The organism is Pseudomonas sp. B5(2017) (assembly GCF_002112825.1).
GTDB lineage: Bacteria > Pseudomonadota > Gammaproteobacteria > Pseudomonadales > Pseudomonadaceae > Aquipseudomonas > Aquipseudomonas putida_Z.
Map to the genome: position 1 here is coordinate 235,075 of NZ_NEIR01000010.1, position 16,770 is coordinate 251,844.

Sequence of the window (16,770 nt, forward strand, 5' to 3'; positions counted from 1 at the left end):
CGTTATACCGGCTTCTCTGCGGCCTACCTTGGTCAGGCGTACATCCAACAGTAGCCTCAGTGCATCGGCGCCATAGTGTGCGCGCCCTGATCCGAGAGAAATCCAATGACAGCTTTCAAAACACGCACTTTAACGCAAATCGATATTGCTGGGCTGGCATTGCCCAATCGCCTGGCGGTAGCGCCCATGACCCGCGTCAGCGCGAGCGAAACCGGTGATGCCACGGCAGCCATGGCCCACTACTACGAACGTTTCGCAAAAGGCGGCTTTGGCCTGGTCATCACCGAAGGCCTGTATACCGACCAGCAGTACTCGCAGGGCTACCGGTACCAGCCCGGCATGACGGATGAGCAGCAGGCAAGTACCTGGCGACCAGTCGTCGAACGGATACACGCCCACCAAGGCGCGGTGTTTGCGCAACTGATGCATGCGGGCGCGCTGAGCCAAGGCAACCGTTTCAAGCGTGAAACCGCGGCGCCTTCGGCGGTTCGGCCCAAAGGCGAGCAGATGCCGTTCTACCAAGGGGATGGGCGCTATGCAGAGCCCAAAGCCATGACCGATGAAGACATTGCCGATGCCATCACCGGTTTCGCCAATGCCGCAAAACGGGCCATGCAGGTCGCCGGTTTCGATGGTATCGAGATTCACGGTGCCAACGGTTACCTGCTCGACCAGTTCCTTACCGACTACAGCAACCAACGGATCGATCGCTGGGGTGGCAGCACCGAGCGGCGCGTGCAACTGACGCTCGAGGTGGTCAAGGCCGTTCGCGCCAAGGTGGGTGATGTGCCGCTTGGCGTGCGTATTTCCCAAGGCAAGGTCAACGACTTCGGGCACAAGTGGGCGCGGGGCGAGCGGGACGCGGAAACCATCTTTGGCTCGCTGCGTGATGTGGGCGTCGACTTCATCCATGTCACCGAGCACGAAGCCTGGCAACCGGCATTTTCCAGCAGTGCTGCCAGCCTGGTACAGCTGGCACGGCGTTATGCGCCTGGGGCCCTGCTGATTGCCAATGGTGGCTTGCAGGATGTGCAGCGTGCCGACAGTGTTCTGGATGAGGGTGCCGATATGGTTGCACTCGGCAAGGCAGCGTTGGCAAATCCGGACTACCCGCGGCGCCTGGCGAGCCAACAGGCGCTTGCGCCGTTCGACCCAGCCATTCTCGGCCCGATTGCCAATATCAAGGACACCGAACTCGCCCTTTGAGCGATGCTGTGGATGGCACCGGCTCAAAGATTCAGGTCGCTATCCCTGTATGGGCGGCCTTGTGTGGCGATGGGCTGCATGGCAGCCCCGGCGATTGTTGCGTTGACGCTGAAATCCGGGGGGCCGCTTTGCGGCCCATCGCGACACAAGGCCGCTCCTACACAGGATCGGCGCCAGCTTTGGGCGGTGCCGATCCTGTCAGGCCTTACACCGCCAAGGACACCGAACTCGCCCTTTGAACGATGCTGTGGATGGATTCTGAGGCAGGTCGCTGTCCCTGTAGGAGCGGCCTTGTGTCGCGATGGGCTGCATGGCAGCCCCGGCGATTGTTGCGTTGACGCTGAAATCCGGGGGCCGCTTTGCGGCCCATCGCGACACAAGGCCGCTCCTCCACAGGTACGGCGCCAGCCTTCAGCTGGCGCCGTACCTGTCAGGCCTTACACCGCCAGCGCGCGCTCACGCAGCTCGCTGTTGAGGATGCGGTCGTTCTCGCTGTAATCGACCGGGCAGTCGATCACGTGCACGCCCGGGGTCTTGATGCAGTGCTCGAGCAGCGGCAGCAGGCCTTCGGCGCTTTCCACGCGGTGGCCGTTGGCACCGTAGGCTTCGGCGTACTTGACGAAGTCCGGGTTGCCGTAGTCCAGGCCGAAATCGGTGAAGCCCATGTTGGCCTGCTTCCAGCGGATCATGCCGTAGCCGTCGTCACGCAGGATCACCACGGTGATGTGCATGCCCAGGCGTACTGCAGTTTCCAGCTCCTGGCTGTTCATCATGAAGCCGCCGTCGCCGCAAACCGAGATCACCGGGCGGTCCGGGTGCACCAGGTGCGCGGCCATGGCCGATGGCAGGCCGGCGCCCATGGTCGCCAGGGCGTTGTCAAGCAGTACGGTGTTCGGCTTGTGCGCCTTGTAGTTGCGGGCGAACCAGATCTTGTAGATGCCGTTGTCCAGGGCAACGATGCCTTCGGACGGCAGCACGCGACGGATGTCCGCGACCATGCGCTGCGGGTAGACCGGGAAGCGGTTGTCGTCGGCACCTTCGGCGATCTGCGCTTCGTTGGCTTCACGGATGGCCATCAGGCGGGTGAAGTCCCAGTGCGAAGTGTCGTTCAGCGCTTCGCTGATCTGCCATACGGCGTTGGCGATGTCGCCGATCACTTCCACCTGTGGGAAGTACACGGCATCGACTTCGGCAGAGCGGAAGTTGATGTGGATGACCTCGGTGCCGCCACGGACCATGAAGAACGGCGGCTTCTCGATCACGTCGTGGCCGATGTTGACGATCAGGTCGGCGGCTTCGACGGCGCGGTGCACGAAGTCACCCGACGACAGCGCGGCGTTGCCCAGGAAGCGCGGGTGACGCTCGTCGACCACACCTTTGCCCATCTGGGTGGTGATGAACGGGATGCCGGTCTTGTCGATCAGCTGCTTGAGGACCTTGGCGGTCATCTTGCGGTTGGCGCCGGCGCCGATCACCAGGATCGGATTGCGGGCGTTCAGCAGCTTTTGCACGGCAGCGTCGATCGCCACGTGCTCGGCCAGCGGACGGCGGTGCAGGCTTGGCGGGATCGGCAGTGCGTCGGTCTGCTCGGCGGCGATGTCTTCCGGCAGCTCCAGGTGCACGGCACCCGGCTTTTCTTCTTCAGCCAGGCGGAAGGCTTCGCGCATGCGCGAAGGGATGTTGTCGGCGGAGGCGAACTGGTGGGTGTACTTGGTGATGGGGTCCATCATGCCGCACACGTCGATGATCTGGAAACGGCCCTGCTTGGACTTCTTGATCGGCTTCTGGCCGGTGATCATCATCATCGGCATGCCGCCCAGGTAGGCGTAGGCGCTGGCGGTGACCAGGTTGGTGGCGCCAGGGCCGAGGGTCGACAGGCTGACGCCGGTCTTGCCGGTCAGGCGACCATAGGTGGCAGCCATGAAACCTGCGGACTGCTCGTGACGGGTAAGTACCAGCTTGATCTTCGACTTGCGCAGGGATTCGAGCAGGTCGAGGTTTTCCTCACCAGGAATGCCGAATACATACTCGACACCTTCGTTTTCCAGGCATTGCACAACGACATCGGCGGCCTTGGCCATTTGGGGTACTACCTCAAAATCTTTGTGGGATTGCAGATTTATTAAGCTGCGTGACTGAGATGTTGCAGGATGTCTCAGTGGCGCGCATCGTAGGCCCTCTGGTTAATAATAATAAATATATTGTTATGATGCTTGGCATCACAGTTTGTTATGAACGGTAAACCCCCTCAATGAACCTCAAGGCATTGCGCTGCTGCGTCGAGATCGTGCGCCAAGGCAGCTTCACCAAAGCCGCGCAGCACCTGCATATTGCCCAGCCGGCACTGAGCATGGCTGTTACCCGCCTGGAAGAAGAACTGGGCGTCACCCTGTTCAACCGCACCACGCGCAAAGTCATCCTGACAGCCGAGGGCGAACGCTTCCTGCCACGTATCGAATCGGCCCTGCGCGAAATGGATGTGGCCCGGCAAGAACTGCGCGACATGGCCGACCTGAAGCGCGGCGAAGTGCGCCTGGGTATCCCGCCGATGTTCGGCCTGCACTATGTGCCCGGCTTGATGAACGCCTTCCGCCAGCTGTACCCGGGCATTGCCATGACCGTGTTCGAAGGCAGTGCCGAGGACATTGGCCATCGCCTGGAACAACGGGAAATCGACCTGGCGCTGCTGGAGTCCAGGCGCGTGCCGCCCGACAAGGAATCGATCCTGCTGGGCAGCGACGAGATGCTGGCGTGCATGCACCCTGACCATCCCTATGCCGGCAAGGCCTTCCTCACGGCCGAGGACCTGCGCAATACCGACATGGTGGTATTCGACCGCACCTTCGTGCAGCGCCACCTGCTGGATGCGTTCTTCGCCGAACATGGCATCACGTACCAGGTAGCACTGCAGAGCAACTTCGTATCGTTGGTGGTACAGGCCGCGCTGGACAACATGGGCGTGGCGACCTTGCTGCGCTCGGTGCAACAACGCACGCCGGGCATTGTCGGCGTACCGTTCCAGCCAGCGCAGCAGATGAGCTTCCGCTTGTGCTGGCGCTCGGGGGAATACCTGTCGCTGGCCAGCAAGCGCTTCATCGATTTTGCCGCGCAGACCCATTACCTGGAGCGTTGAGGCCAGCCTGTTCCGGCCTCTTCGCGGCTAAAGCCGCTCCCGCAGGGGTTGTGCATACCGCAAGCCTGCAGTGATCCCTGTGGGAGCGGCTTTAGCCGCGAATACCGGCGCATCCGGTGGCAAACGAGTTGACGGGACCCAGGCAGCAAATGTCAGGCAATGCACCCGTCAAATGCCATTACAAACCTGTCAATCGTTGCAATCCGTCAGGTTCTTGCCTGCGCTTCGCCTCCCTACAATGGCCTCACAACAACAAACGAGCCCAGCTCCGTGAGGCACGACCCCATGTACAGAGACCATATCGTCAAACCGCGTGCGACCGACAACCCTGCGTTCATGGCCCTGACCACCGCCGTGATCTTTGCACTCGCCCTTTTCTACGGTGTGGGCGACGGTAGCCTGGCCCGGCTGATGGGCCCGATCGTGCTCGACCTGCAGGCACCGCTAATGCGCAACATCGCCGTGGCCGCCACCTTGGCCGTCACCCTGGTGCTGAATCTGTTCATCCTCGGCCGCTTTGCGCTACGGGCCCAGGTAATCACCGTCTGGTTCGAACTGTTGCTGCTGTTCCTGCTGTTCTTCGACACTTTCGACCTGTCTTACAGTTTCATCGCCAGCAAGGTCGGCTTCATGATCACCCAAGGGGTGTTCACCACCGTCTACGTGTCCACGATCTCGATCGCCATCGCTTTCGTCCTGGCCCTGATGGGTGCGACTGCACGCTTGTCGTCCAACGGCTTCGCCATCGCCATCGCCAGTTTCTATACCTCGTTCTTCCGCGGTGTACCGCTGCTGATCCAGATCTACCTGATCTATCTCGGCATCCCCCAACTCGGCTACGTGGTCGGTGCAGTGCCGGCGGGCATCCTGGCCCTGTCGCTGTGCTATGGCGCCTACATGACGGAAATCTTCCGCGCCGGCATCAGCAGCATTCCGCGCGGGCAGTGGGAAGCCTCGCGAGCAATTGGCCTGACCCCCTTCCAGGCAATGACCCGGGTGATCCTGCCGCAGTCGATGCGACTGATCATCCCGCCCACCGGCAATCAGTTCATTTCCATGCTCAAGGACAGCTCGCTGGTGTCAGTGATCGGCGTGTGGGAGTTGATGTTCCTGGCTCGCACACAGGGCCGCGCAGAGTTCCGCCACCTGGAAATGCTGATTACCGCCGCCGTCCTGTACTGGGTGCTGTCGATCCTGCTCGAAGCCGTGCAGTCGCGCCTGGAAAAACGTTTCGACCGCGCCCACCGCTGATCGAGGAGCATCACGATGAACCAAGTAGTCACCCCAGCTGCCGCCCAGGCCGCCGTATCGATCCGCGGTCTGCAGAAATGGTACGGCGACTTTCATGTACTCAAGGGTATCGACCTGGAAATCGCCAGCGGCGAGATCGTGGTGGTCTGCGGCCCGTCAGGCTCAGGCAAGTCCACACTGATTCGCTGCCTGAACCTGCTGGAGGACTTCCAGAAAGGCGAGGTGCTGATTGCCGGCAACCCGCTTGACCGTGATGCCGCCAGCGTGGCCGCCATTCGTCGCCAGGTCGGCATGGTGTTCCAGCAGTTCAACCTGTTCCCGCACCTGACCGTGCTGGAAAACCTGATGCTCGGTCCGCGCCTGGTCAGCAGGCTCAACGAGGCCCAGGCCCGCGCCCTGGCCCTGGAGTACCTGGAGCGGGTGCGCATCGCCAGCCAAGCCGACAAATTCCCCGGCCAGCTTTCCGGTGGCCAGCAACAGCGGGTAGCCATTGCCCGCGCGCTGTGCATGAAGCCGCGGATCATGCTGTTCGACGAACCCACTTCGGCACTGGACCCGGAAATGGTCAAGGAAGTGCTCGATGTGATGGGCGAGCTGGCCCAGGATGGCATCACCATGCTCTGTGTCACCCACGAAATGGGCTTCGCCCGCCGGGTCGCCGACCGCATCATCTTCATGGACCAAGGCCAGGTCATCGAGCAGGCCCGGCCCAACGACTTCTTCGACAACCCGCGCCATGCCCGCGCCAGGGAGTTCCTTTCGCAGATTCTCAGCCACTGAGGCCTGTGTCTACCGCTGTGCCAACACCACAACAACAATTGCATACCCGGAGACTTACCGAATGAACCCACTTGCACGCTTGTTTGCCCTCACTGCCGTCGCCGGCAGCCTGGCCCTGATGACCGGCGCCGCCTGGGCGGGCGCCACCCTGGATCGCATCCACCAGAGCAAGGTCATGAAAGTGGCCACCGCCGCCAACTGGCCACCGCAGTCGTTCCTCGGCGAGGACAACACCCTCAAGGGCTTCGACATCGATGTTGCCAAAGAAATCGGCAAGCGCATGGGCACCACGGTAGCGTTTGTCACCCCCGAGTACGGCATCATCACTGCCGGGCGCTGGGCCAGCCGCTGGGACCTGTCGGTCGGTTCGATGACGCCTACCACCGAGCGTGGCCGCGTACTCGACTTCCCGGCCATCTACTACTACACCCCCTACATGTTCGCAGTGCACAAGGATGCCGCCGGCGCCAGCGCTGCCGACCTCAATGGCAAGACCATCGGCGTCGAGGCCGGCACTACCTCCGAGGACTACATCAACCGCCGGCTGAAGATCGACGCGGCGGACGTACCTGCGTTCAGCTACACCGTGGAGCCTGGCGATGTGCAGACCTACGGCGACAGCATGGGCCCGCTGGATGACCTGCGCATGGGCAACGGCACCCGCCTGGATGCCGCACTGTCGCCGCTGCCGACCATCATGGGCGCGATCAAGGCCGGTTACCCGATTGCCCCGGTGCAGGGCAAGCCCGCCTACTACGAACCGCTGGCCATCGCCACCGACAAGGGCGACGACGCCTTCAATGCCGAACTGGCCAAGGCCGTCGAAAGCATGAAGGCCGACGGTACGCTGAAGCAGCTGTCCGAGAAGTGGTACGGCGCCGACCTCACGCAAGTGCAATAACCCCATCACCCACAGGCCAGCGCCCCTCAGCTGAAGGGCGTGCGGCCCCCGCGTGCCCGTAGAACATGCAACGCTCAGTAAAAGGATGACCCAGCCGATGTCCAGCTACAGCAACAACTACTACACCGGAACCATGCGCCCGGCCTCGCAGCGCCCGGCTTTGGCCGGCGAAACCCGGGCCGATGTATGCGTCATCGGCGGCGGCCTGGCGGGCCTGAGCGTAGCCTTGGAACTGCTGTCGCGCGGGCGCTCGGTGGTATTGCTGGAAGCCGCGCGAGTGGCCTGGGGGGCCTCAGGGCGCAATGGCGGCTTCGTGCTGCAGGGCTGGTCCGAAGGGCTGTCGGCCATCGAGCGGCGCTGCGGCAAGCCGACAGCAGCGGCATTGTTCCGGCTGTCACTGGAGGGCGTCGATATCGTCCGCGACACCATCGCCCGCCACCAGCTGCCAGGCTGTGCCGCGACCACCGGCAAACTCAGCGTGGTGCGCTACGACGACGCCGACAACCTGCAGCGCACCCGCGACCGCATGGCCCGTGACTTCGGTTTCGAGATGGAATACCTGGATACCCCGACGCTACGCAGCCACCTGAACACCGACTGCTACTACCAGGGGCTGCGCGACAGCCATGGTTTTCATTTCCACCCGCTGAACTACTGCCTGGGCCTGGCCGAGCTGGTCGAGCTTGCCGGCGGCTGTATCCACGAGCAATCGCCCATGCTGCGGGTAGCACGCGTGGCCGGGCGCCACCGCGTAACCACTGCCCACGGCGCGGTCACCTGTGCCGATGTGGTGTACTGCTGCGGCGGTTACGGCGGCGCCGAGTTCGGCCGGCTGCGCCGAGCTTTCCTGCCGATCGCCACCTACGTGGTACTCACCGAACACCTGGGTGAACGCCTGAATGACGTGGTACGTACCACGGATGCCGTCGGCGACAACCGCCGCGCCTCGGATTACTACCGCATCGTCGAAGGTGACCGCCTGCTGTGGGGTGGCCATATCACCACCCGCAATCTGCAGGACGAACAACGCCTCGGGCAGTTGCTGACCCGTGACATCCTCAGCGTTTATCCGCAGCTGCAGGGTTTGAAAGTCGCCAAGGCCTGGTCCGGGCTGATGGGCTACGCCCGCCACAAGATGCCGCACATCGGCCCTCTGGGCCCGGGGTTGTGGGCCTGTACTTCATTTGGGGGCCATGGTATGAACACCGCACCCGTGGGCGCCAGGGTAGTCGCCGAGGCAGTGTGCGGCGAAACCGACCGTTATCGCCTGTTCGATGCCTATGGCCTGGAATGGAACGGCGGACCGTTTGGGCCTGCTGCGGCACAAGCGGTGTATGCCGGGCTGAAACTGATGGACCGGTTCCAGGAAGCGCGCTCGCAGTACAACAACTAGAACGACAACCAGGAATCGCCATGGACGCCCTCCCCCCCGGCGCGCTGTTCAAACTTACCGAAAAGGACCGCCAACTGCTGGCGCTGCTGCAGGCCAACGCCCGCGAGCCCACAGCCTCGCTGGCACGCAAGCTGGGTGTGTCGCGCTCGGCGGTGCAGGAGCGCATCAACCGCCTGGAAAATGCCGGCGTGATCACCGGCTACAGCGTGCGCATCGACCAGGACAAGCTGCAGCAGGTGATCAACTGCTTCACCATGACCTCCTGCAGCAACAAGAGCTACACCGACGTGATGACCACCTTGCGCAAGATGGAGTCGGTGCAGGCGGTGTACGCGGTATCGGGCGAAATGGATTTCATCATCCACCTGACCACCCACACCTTGGGCGAACTGAATGCCGAACTGACCCGTATAAACATGATCAAGGGTGTGACCCATACGGCGTCGCACATTGTCATGGAGACCAAGTTCAGCAAGAAGCTGACGTTGTAATCCCCCTCCCAGGCTTGTGCAGAGCCTTGTGGGAGCGGGCGTGCCCGCGAACACCGGCGCAGCCGGTGCCATCCTCCGCGCTGGATTCTTCGCGGGCATGCCCGCTCCCACAGGTGCTGTTCATGCCGCAGGTCCAGGAAGCCGGCCAGCTTCCTCGACGTCACCGTCACGGATTGACTATGATCCCGCCTTGAACGTTTCAGCATGTTTCAACAAGGATCCAGATGTCAGTTCAGGAATTACCCCCTCTCCCCAGCAAAACTACCGTCGCGAAGATGGAAGCCGCCATGGCGCTGGGCAGCTTTGCCATTGGCACCGGCGAGTTCGCCATCATGGGCCTGATGCCCGATATCGCCAGCAACCTGCAATTGAGCGAGCCCCAGGTGGGCCATGCCATCAGCGCCTATGCGCTGGGGGTGATGGTCGGCGCCCCGACACTGGCGATCATCGGTGCCCGGCTGTTGCGCAAGCACATGCTGCTGTTGTTGATGGCGCTGTATGCCCTTGGCAACCTGGCTACCGCCTTCGCCCCCTCGTTCGGTGGCCTTGTCGCCTTCCGCTTCATCAGCGGCCTGCCCCATGGCGCCTACTTCGGCATCGCGGCGGTGGTGGCGTCGAGCATGGTAGCCAAGGACCAGCGGGCGGGGGCCGTGGCCCGGGTGATGATGGGGCTGACCCTGGCCATGTTGCTCGGCAACCCGATCGCCACCTTGCTGGGCCAGTACTTCGGCTGGCGCTCGGCGTTCGTGCTGGTTGGCGCGATCGCCCTGTGCACCATCGCCCTGGTCTGGCGCTTCGTGCCCCAGCGCCACGATGAAGTGCGCAGCGACCCGCGCAAGGAACTGCAAGCCTTCACCCTGCCGCAGGTGTGGATGGCGCTGGGCATCGCCTCGATCGGCTTTGCCGGCATGTTCTGTGTGTTCAGCTACCTGGCGCCGACCATGTTGCAGGTGACCCAGGTGTCGCCGCAGTGGATTCCGTTCGGCCTGGCGGCGTTCGGCGTCGGTGGCATTGTCGGCAACATCGCCGGAGGCAAGCTGTTCGACCGCCTGCAGTTCCGCGCCGTCGGGCTGGTGCTGGTGTGGTCGATTGCCGTGCTGCTGTTCTTCAGCTTTGCCGCCCAGGCGCTGTGGAGCCTGCTGCTGGGCATTGGCCTGGTCGGCACCATGATTGCCCTGGCGGCACCGTTGCAGATCCGCCTGATGGACATTGCCCATGAAGCGCCAAGCCTGGCGGCGGCCTCCAACCATGCGGCGTTCAACCTGGCCAATGCGCTGGGGCCGTGGCTGGGCGGCATGGCGATTACCGCAGGCATGGGCTGGACCAGCACCGGGTACATCGGCGCGGCTACGGCGCTGGTCGGGCTGGGGATCTACCTGGTGGCACGGCGGATGAAGGGTGGGCACTAGGACCGAATGCGGTTCTGTACTTTGGGGCTGCTGCGCAGCCCTATCGCGACACAAGGCCGCTCCCACAGGTTCTGCATTGCCCTCTAGGACGAGGCCATCTTTGTGGGAGCGGCCTTGCGTCGCGATAGGGCCGCAATGCGGCCCCCGAATCAAACTTCAACGCGCCAGGCTTGCTGGCGGGCCAGTACCGAGCTGGCCGACTCGCCCAGCAGGTCGGCATATACGCCGGGGGCGGTGGCGCCTTCGGTACTGATGAAGAGGATGCGGGCGTTGCCGTCGATACCCAGGTCGGCAGATGCGCCAGCATCCGTTACCAGGTGGGCAAGCCCGGCCAGGCCGGCGACGCCGGACTCACCGGCAACCAGCGGAATGTCGCGAGCGCTGCCAGCCGCCAGACGGCGCATGGCGGCGACAGCTTGGTCATCGCTGATGGTCATGAAGTAATCGACGCTCGGCTCCAGGAAGCGCCAGGCCAGCGGCGATGTCTCGCCGCACGCCAGGCCTGCCATTACCGAGTCCACCGAGCCGGTCGCCCTGGCCGGCTTGCCGAGCAAGGCGCTCTGGTACAGGCAGTCCGCCTGCTCCGGTTCGACCATGACCAACAGCGGGCGCTGTGCGCCGTAGTGCTCCCACAGGTAGCTGACGATGCCGGCCGCCAGGCCGCCCACCCCGCCCTGCAGGAACACGTGGGTGAACGGCGGTTGCCCGGCAGTGGCTTCGATGATTTCCGCAGCAATGGTGCCGTAGCCCTGCATCACGTCACGCGGGATCACTTCGTAGCCTTCATAGGAGGTATCGGAAACCACGGTCCAGCCATTGCTGGTCGCCAGCTCCGCAGCATGCTCGACCGACTCGTCGTAATTGCCTGCAATGCGCACGATCTGTGCGCCATAGGCCGCGATCGCCTGTTCGCGCTCGATGCTGACGTTGGCATGCAGCACGATCACGCAGCGGCAGCCGATACTTTGCGCGGCGGCCGCCAGGCCCTTGCCATGGTTGCCATCGGTGGCGCTGACCACGGTGAACTGCGCCAGCAGGTCGGCGTACTGGCCTTCCAGCAAGCCACGCGGGTCGAACTGCTGCGCGGGGAAGGTACGCCGGATCAGCCGGACCAAGGCAATCGGCGCGCCCAGGGCCTTGAAGCTGCCCAGTTCCGAGCGCACCGATTCATCCTTCACCGACACCTGGGCAACACCCAGCTCGGCAGCCAGGTCAGGCAGGGTGTACAGCGGCGTAGCGCCAGCGTTCAAGCGCGCCCAGCCGGCCAGCCACTGGCGGCTTTCTTCAGCCCTGGCAATGCTCATCACCTCTTGCAACGCTTGCGGGTAAGGCCGGCGACCAGCCTTGGGGTTGGAAACAAACATGCGGTACTCCTTTCTGCAGGCAACAGGAAGCCCATGCCGCTGAAACCAGGCTTCAGCGGGCGGGGCATTACAGTGGGGATCAGGGGTGGGTCAGGCGACGGCTGACCACATCCAGCAGTACCTGGGCGCCCTGGATCAGTTGCTCGTCGTCGGTATGCTCGCGCGGGTTGTGGCTGATGCCGCCCTGGCTGGGCACGAAGATCATCGCGGCGGGGGCAATGCGGGCGATCATTTGCGCGTCGTGGCCAGCACCGGAGGTCATGCGCCGGTGGCTGAAGCCGAAACGCTGCGCCGAGGCTTCTATGGCATCCGCCAGGCCTGCGTCGAAGATCACCGGTTCGAAACGCACCAGGCGCTCGGTGGTGATGGTGACCCCTTCGCGCTCGGCAAGCGCCTCCAGGTATTGGCTCAGGCGATTTTCGGCGTAAGCCAGGCAGGTTTCGTCGGGGTCGCGCAGGTCGACGGTGAAGGTGGCCTTGCGCGGGATGACGTTGATCACGTTCGGCTCGAACTGCATGCAGCCCACCGTGGCCAGGGTCGTGCCGGAATCCACGGCCATGGCGCGCAACTCGGCAACGATGGCACTGGCGACGAAGCCTGCGTCATGACGCAGGTGGGTCGGCGTGGTGCCGGCATGGTTGGCGTGCCCTTTCACCTCTACTTGCTGCCAGGAAATGCCCTGCAGGTTCTCGACCACGCCTATCAGGGTGTTCTCGGCTTCGAGGATCGGCCCCTGCTCGATATGCAGTTCGAGGTATTCATGCGGCACGATGGCGCCAGGCTCCAGCGTGCCGGCATAGCCGATGCGCGCCAGTTCATCGCCAAGCCGCGTACCGTCTGTGCCAAGGGTGTCCAGCGCCTGCTGCAAGGGCAGGCCGCCGGCATGTACCAGTGAGCCCATCATGTCGGGCTGGTAGCGCACACCCTCTTCATTGGTGAATGCGCCGACCGTGATCGAACGCTCAGGCAAGCGCCCGGCATCCCGGTAGGCCCGAATCACCGCCAACCCGGCCAGCACGCCATAGCAGCCATCCAGGGCTCCGGCGTTGATGACGGTATCGATGTGCGAACCCATCATCAGTGAGTGTTGCTCACCGCTGTCGGCGGCAGCGCGCAAAGTACCGAAAATGTTGCCGATGCGGTCGACCTGCACGTCGAGGTCAAGTTCGCGCATCCAACCGACCAGCAGGTCGCGCCCGGCCTTTTCGGCATCGCTCAGGGCAATCCGGGTGCGCCCGCCGTGGGTGGCGTCAGCGCCTACCTGGCCGAGTGCACGGATCTGCTGCAGCAGCAAAGCGCCGTTCAGTTGCAGTGGGGTACTCGCATTCATCAACCGTTTCTCCCTGGGTGCAAAGCCTTGGCTCTACACCGCCGTTTTTGTTCATGGGAGAATTCTATTCGCTCGCCATGCACGAAAAGCTTGATTTTTGGCCTTTGCGCGCACTTTTATTACGCATTCCCGGCGTTTACCGCTGTTTACCTACAGAGGCCCCTTCATGCCCCTCGATCACTTCGACCTGGCCCTGCTCGACGCCGTGCAGCGCGACGCTGGTACTTCACAGCTGGACCTCGGTGCGCAGGTCAACCTGTCCTCGGCAGCGGTCAATCGGCGGCTGAAGAAGCTGGCGGCCGACGGCGTGATCCGCGGCACGGTGGCACAGGTGAACCCGGAGCAGCTTGGGTACACGCTGACGGTGATCACCGAGGTTGAAGTGGAGAACGAGCGGCTGGACCTGCTGGACGAGATGAAACGCACCTTCCTCGCCTGCCCGCAGGTGCAGCAGTGCTACTACGTGGCCGGAGAGTGCGATTTCGTGCTGATCATGCTGGTGCGGCACATGGAGCAGTACACCCAGCTGACGCGCGAACTGTTCTTCGAGAACAACAACGTCAAGCGCTTCAAGACGCTGGTGTCGATGAGCAATGTGAAGACGGGCATGTTCGTGCCGACCCTCACGCCTTGAAGCCTTTATTGCGATTGCGATCCCACAGGTACAGCGACAACCTCGAGAACAGCGATGTACCTGTGGGAGCGGCTTTAGCCGCGAAGAATCCAACGCGGTGCATGGCACCGGCTGCGCCGGTGTTCGCGGCTAAAGCCGCTCCCACAGGGGCCCTGCTAATTCAATAAGTGCAGTTCCCTTGGAGCGGCCTTGCTCACGCAGGGTTTGCCTGCGGCAGCTCGATGCGCACCCGCAACCCGCCACTCGCGGCGGCCAATGCGGTGATGCTGCCGCCGTGCAAGGCAACGGCCCGCTGGGCAATCGCCAGGCCCAGCCCAAAGCCGTCACCGTTACTGTCGGTGCCGCGGTCGAATGGCTCGAAGATGCGCTGCAGGCGCGCCGGCTCGACACCCGGGCCATGGTCGCTGACGCTGACCTGCAACCATTGCCCGCCCGGCGCCAGCGCGGCCTCGACCAACACCTCGGTACCTGCTGCGGTGTAGCGCACGGCATTACGGATGATGTTCTCGAACGCCCGGTACAGCAGTTCTTCATGCCCATGAGTGATAAATGTGCCCTGGGCCTGCAAGCAAACCTGGCACTGCTTCATGCCGGCCTCGAAGCGGGCGTCTTCGACGATCTGCGCCAGCAGTTCGACCACATCGAGGGTGGCGAAGTCGTCGCCCTGCCGGGACTGGGCGCGAGCAAGGGTCAGCAGTTGCTCGATCAGGTCGTCCATGCGCCGCGACTCGCGCTCCACCCGTTCAAGCATGTCGAGCCGGTCCGGTTGCTGGCGCATCAGGCCGATGGCGGCATGCATGCGGGTCAGAGGCGAGCGCAGTTCGTGGGAAATATCGTGCAGCAGGTTCTGCTGCGCCTGCACCAACGCCTTGAGCTGACCGGCCATGCGATCGCAGTCTTCGGCCAGTTCGACGATTTCGTCACGGCGTTTGCCCAGCCTGGGTTTGACCCGCACCTCGAAACGACCCTGGGCGACCTGGCCCATTGCTTCGCGCAGCCAGGCCAGCGGGCGGGTCAGGTACAGGCTGCACAGGAAGGCGAACAGCGCACTCATCAGCGTGCCGGTAAACAGCGGGCCCATGCCGCGCGGGCGTGGTGGCTCGCCAATGGTCGTGGCCACCGAAGCGCGCAGCACCAGCGGGCGGCCGTCGCGATCGCTCTGCGCCTGCTCGAACCGGGCCACTGGCACCGCCCTGCCGGCCAGCAACCGGCCCTGGCTATCGTAAAGGCCCACCTGCACATCCGGCGGCTGCGGCGAGACCTCGAGCAACTGTCGGCCAGCCTGCTCGCCGTAACGTTGCAACAGCTGCAGTTCGGTAGCCAGCAGCGAGCGCAGCGCCGGGGTATCACCACGCAGGTCATTGAGCATGAAGGCGCCCGCGCCCACCAGGAAGGTCAGGGTGTTGGCCAGCCAGAAGGCCAGGAACAGCTTCCAGAACAGGCGCCGGCGCATCATTCGACGATCAGCATGTAGCCCATGCCGCGCACGCTCTGGATCCAGCTGCTGCCATCGGCGCGCGGCCCGAGCTTTTGCCGGATGCTGCTGATGTGTACGTCGATGCGCCGGTCGTAACGGGTCAGCGGCCGGCCCAGGGCATTGAGCGACAGGTCCTGCTTGCTGACCAGCTGGCCGGCCTGGCGGGCCAACGCTTCGAGCAGGCTGAACTCGGAGCCGGTCAGCTCGAGGATGGCAGCGCCCCAGTGCGCCTCGCGTCGACCGGGCCACATCTTCAGGGCACCGCTGCGCACCTGTTCGGGCACCATGCCTTCGCCCATCAGTTGCGGCTGAACACGGCGCAGGATCGCCCGCAGGCGCGCCACCAGTTCGCCGGGGGAGCTGGGCTTGGGCACATAGTCATCGGCACCCAGCTCCAGGCCGGCGATGCGGTCGATGTTGTCGCCACGGGCAGTCAGCAACAGCACCGGTACCTGGCTGCGCGCGCGCACGCGCCGCAGCACTTCGATGCCCGAAATGCCCGGCAGCATCACGTCCAGCACCACCACCTGATAGTTGCCGGTCAATGCCTGGGCTTCGCCCTCCTCGCCAGTGCCGACGGCGGTGGCCTGGAACCCTTCGCGGGCCAGGTACAAGGAGAGCATTTCGGTGAGTTCGCGGTCATCGTCGACCAGCAGCACAGGGATCATCAGGGCCAGGAATCGTGATTTCAGGGGTTGCAATGATCGCCCCGGCGGCCGGCACTGTCACCGCCGGCCGGTCGGACTTTACACATCTTTACCCTCGGCTAACCGCGCCGAACATAGCCCGCCCGTATCCTCATCGCCCGCTGCATGCGGGTTGCCCGCGCTTGCTCCCTCCGAATCCGCTTGTCTGGAACCCTCGATGAACTACCCGCGCCTGTTGCTCTCCGTCCTGCTGCTGAACGCCACGCTGGCCCAGGCCTCCCCCTTCAGGATCGCCGACATCCGCGTCAATGGCCTGCAGCGGGTTTCCGCCGGCAGTGTCTTCGGTGCCTTGCCGCTGAACGTCGGCGACCAGGCCGATGACCGCCGACTGGTGGAGTCGACCCGTTCCCTGTTCAAGACTGGCTTCTTCCAGGACATTCAGCTGAACCGCGATGGCAATGTCCTGATCATCAACGTGGTCGAACGCCCGTCGGTGTCGAGCATCGAGATCGAAGGCAACAAGGCGATCAGCACCGAAGACCTGATGAAAGGCCTGAAGCAATCCGGCCTGGCCGAAGGCGAGATCTTCCAGCGTGCGACCCTCGAAGGTGTGCGTAACGAACTGCAGCGCCAATACGTGGCCCAGGGCCGCTATTCGGCCGAGGTCGACGCCGAGGTGGTGCCGCAGCCGCGCAACCGTGTGGCACTGAAGATCAAGATCAACGAAGGCACCGTCGCCGCCATCCAGCACATC

At 63.7% G+C, this 16,770-nt stretch carries 15 protein-coding genes; 10 read left to right on the forward strand and 5 right to left on the reverse strand.

Going from position 1 to position 16,770, the window contains the following annotated elements:
- Nucleotides 1–105: 105 nt before the first annotated feature.
- Entirely contained in the window at nt 106–1,206 is a 1,101-nt protein-coding gene (locus CAG00_RS17145; RefSeq protein ID WP_085664878.1) for an NADH:flavin oxidoreductase, read from the forward strand.
- A gap of 437 nt (nt 1,207–1,643) precedes the next feature.
- Here CAG00_RS17145 and CAG00_RS17150 read toward each other — a convergent pair whose 3' ends face one another.
- Entirely contained in the window at nt 1,644–3,287 is a 1,644-nt protein-coding gene (locus CAG00_RS17150; RefSeq protein WP_013972567.1) for an acetolactate synthase large subunit, read from the reverse strand.
- A gap of 170 nt (nt 3,288–3,457) precedes the next feature.
- On the opposite strand from CAG00_RS17150, the gene CAG00_RS17155 reads away from it, so the two are divergent.
- From CAG00_RS17155 to CAG00_RS17185, 7 genes are all read left to right on the forward strand, one after another.
- Nucleotides 3,458–4,339, forward strand: coding sequence for a LysR family transcriptional regulator (locus CAG00_RS17155; RefSeq protein ID WP_025339213.1), 882 nt, complete (start codon nt 3,458–3,460; stop codon nt 4,337–4,339).
- 285 nt (nt 4,340–4,624) lie between these two features.
- Nucleotides 4,625–5,590, forward strand: a complete 966-nt coding sequence (locus CAG00_RS17160) for an amino acid ABC transporter permease (protein ID WP_085664879.1) — start codon at nt 4,625–4,627, stop codon at nt 5,588–5,590.
- A gap of 15 nt (nt 5,591–5,605) precedes the next feature.
- Nucleotides 5,606–6,370, forward strand: a complete 765-nt coding sequence (locus CAG00_RS17165; protein WP_085664880.1) for an amino acid ABC transporter ATP-binding protein — start codon at nt 5,606–5,608, stop codon at nt 6,368–6,370.
- A gap of 61 nt (nt 6,371–6,431) precedes the next feature.
- Nucleotides 6,432–7,271, forward strand: a complete 840-nt coding sequence (locus CAG00_RS17170; RefSeq protein WP_085664881.1) for an ABC transporter substrate-binding protein — start codon at nt 6,432–6,434, stop codon at nt 7,269–7,271.
- A gap of 97 nt (nt 7,272–7,368) precedes the next feature.
- Nucleotides 7,369–8,664 (forward strand): FAD-binding oxidoreductase, encoded by a 1,296-nt coding sequence (locus CAG00_RS17175; RefSeq protein ID WP_085664882.1) that lies wholly within the window; start codon nt 7,369–7,371, stop codon nt 8,662–8,664.
- 20 nt (nt 8,665–8,684) lie between these two features.
- A complete protein-coding gene (locus tag CAG00_RS17180; RefSeq protein WP_046614108.1) occupies nt 8,685–9,155 on the forward strand; it encodes an Lrp/AsnC family transcriptional regulator in 471 nt (156 codons plus the stop codon).
- A gap of 224 nt (nt 9,156–9,379) precedes the next feature.
- Complete coding sequence (locus tag CAG00_RS17185) at nt 9,380–10,564, forward strand: MFS transporter (protein WP_085664883.1); 1,185 nt, start codon at nt 9,380–9,382, stop codon at nt 10,562–10,564.
- Nucleotides 10,565–10,713: 149 nt separating this feature from the next.
- On the opposite strand, the gene CAG00_RS17190 is transcribed toward CAG00_RS17185, so the two are convergent.
- Entirely contained in the window at nt 10,714–11,928 is a 1,215-nt protein-coding gene (locus CAG00_RS17190; protein ID WP_085664884.1) for a diaminopropionate ammonia-lyase, read from the reverse strand.
- Nucleotides 11,929–12,007: 79 nt separating this feature from the next.
- On the reverse strand, nt 12,008–13,258 hold the full coding sequence (locus CAG00_RS17195; protein WP_085664885.1) for a Zn-dependent hydrolase: 1,251 nt from the start codon (nt 13,256–13,258) through the stop codon (nt 12,008–12,010).
- A 166-nt stretch (nt 13,259–13,424) separates the two neighbouring features.
- On the opposite strand from CAG00_RS17195, the gene CAG00_RS17200 reads away from it, so the two are divergent.
- A complete protein-coding gene (locus CAG00_RS17200) occupies nt 13,425–13,892 on the forward strand; it encodes an Lrp/AsnC family transcriptional regulator (protein WP_025339219.1) in 468 nt (155 codons plus the stop codon).
- A 193-nt stretch (nt 13,893–14,085) separates the two neighbouring features.
- Here CAG00_RS17200 and CAG00_RS17205 read toward each other — a convergent pair whose 3' ends face one another.
- Together CAG00_RS17205 and CAG00_RS17210 are read right to left on the reverse strand one after the other, a co-directional pair.
- Complete coding sequence (locus CAG00_RS17205; protein WP_085664886.1) at nt 14,086–15,348, reverse strand: ATP-binding protein; 1,263 nt, start codon at nt 15,346–15,348, stop codon at nt 14,086–14,088.
- A complete protein-coding gene (locus CAG00_RS17210) occupies nt 15,345–16,037 on the reverse strand; it encodes a response regulator transcription factor (RefSeq protein ID WP_075045281.1) in 693 nt (230 codons plus the stop codon). The genes CAG00_RS17205 and CAG00_RS17210 overlap by 4 nt, the downstream gene beginning before the upstream one ends.
- A 196-nt stretch (nt 16,038–16,233) precedes the next feature.
- Between CAG00_RS17210 and CAG00_RS17215 the strand changes: the two genes are divergently transcribed.
- A partial coding sequence (locus CAG00_RS17215) for a POTRA domain-containing protein (RefSeq protein ID WP_305880051.1) occupies nt 16,234–16,770 on the forward strand: 537 nt, incomplete at its 3' end.

Coding starts and splice junctions, on each gene's coding strand:
- CAG00_RS17145 (WP_085664878.1), top strand. CDS start 106: ATGACAGCTTTCAAAACACGCACTTTAACGCAAATCGATATTGCTGGG.
- CAG00_RS17150 (WP_013972567.1), bottom strand. CDS start 3,287: ATGGCCAAGGCCGCCGATGTCGTTGTGCAATGCCTGGAAAACGAAGGT.
- CAG00_RS17155 (WP_025339213.1), top strand. CDS start 3,458: ATGAACCTCAAGGCATTGCGCTGCTGCGTCGAGATCGTGCGCCAAGGC.
- CAG00_RS17160 (WP_085664879.1), top strand. CDS start 4,625: ATGTACAGAGACCATATCGTCAAACCGCGTGCGACCGACAACCCTGCG.
- CAG00_RS17165 (WP_085664880.1), top strand. CDS start 5,606: ATGAACCAAGTAGTCACCCCAGCTGCCGCCCAGGCCGCCGTATCGATC.
- CAG00_RS17170 (WP_085664881.1), top strand. CDS start 6,432: ATGAACCCACTTGCACGCTTGTTTGCCCTCACTGCCGTCGCCGGCAGC.
- CAG00_RS17175 (WP_085664882.1), top strand. CDS start 7,369: ATGTCCAGCTACAGCAACAACTACTACACCGGAACCATGCGCCCGGCC.
- CAG00_RS17180 (WP_046614108.1), top strand. CDS start 8,685: ATGGACGCCCTCCCCCCCGGCGCGCTGTTCAAACTTACCGAAAAGGAC.
- CAG00_RS17185 (WP_085664883.1), top strand. CDS start 9,380: ATGTCAGTTCAGGAATTACCCCCTCTCCCCAGCAAAACTACCGTCGCG.
- CAG00_RS17190 (WP_085664884.1), bottom strand. CDS start 11,928: ATGTTTGTTTCCAACCCCAAGGCTGGTCGCCGGCCTTACCCGCAAGCG.
- CAG00_RS17195 (WP_085664885.1), bottom strand. CDS start 13,258: ATGAATGCGAGTACCCCACTGCAACTGAACGGCGCTTTGCTGCTGCAG.
- CAG00_RS17200 (WP_025339219.1), top strand. CDS start 13,425: ATGCCCCTCGATCACTTCGACCTGGCCCTGCTCGACGCCGTGCAGCGC.
- CAG00_RS17205 (WP_085664886.1), bottom strand. CDS start 15,348: ATGATGCGCCGGCGCCTGTTCTGGAAGCTGTTCCTGGCCTTCTGGCTG.
- CAG00_RS17210 (WP_075045281.1), bottom strand. CDS start 16,037: ATGATCCCTGTGCTGCTGGTCGACGATGACCGCGAACTCACCGAAATG.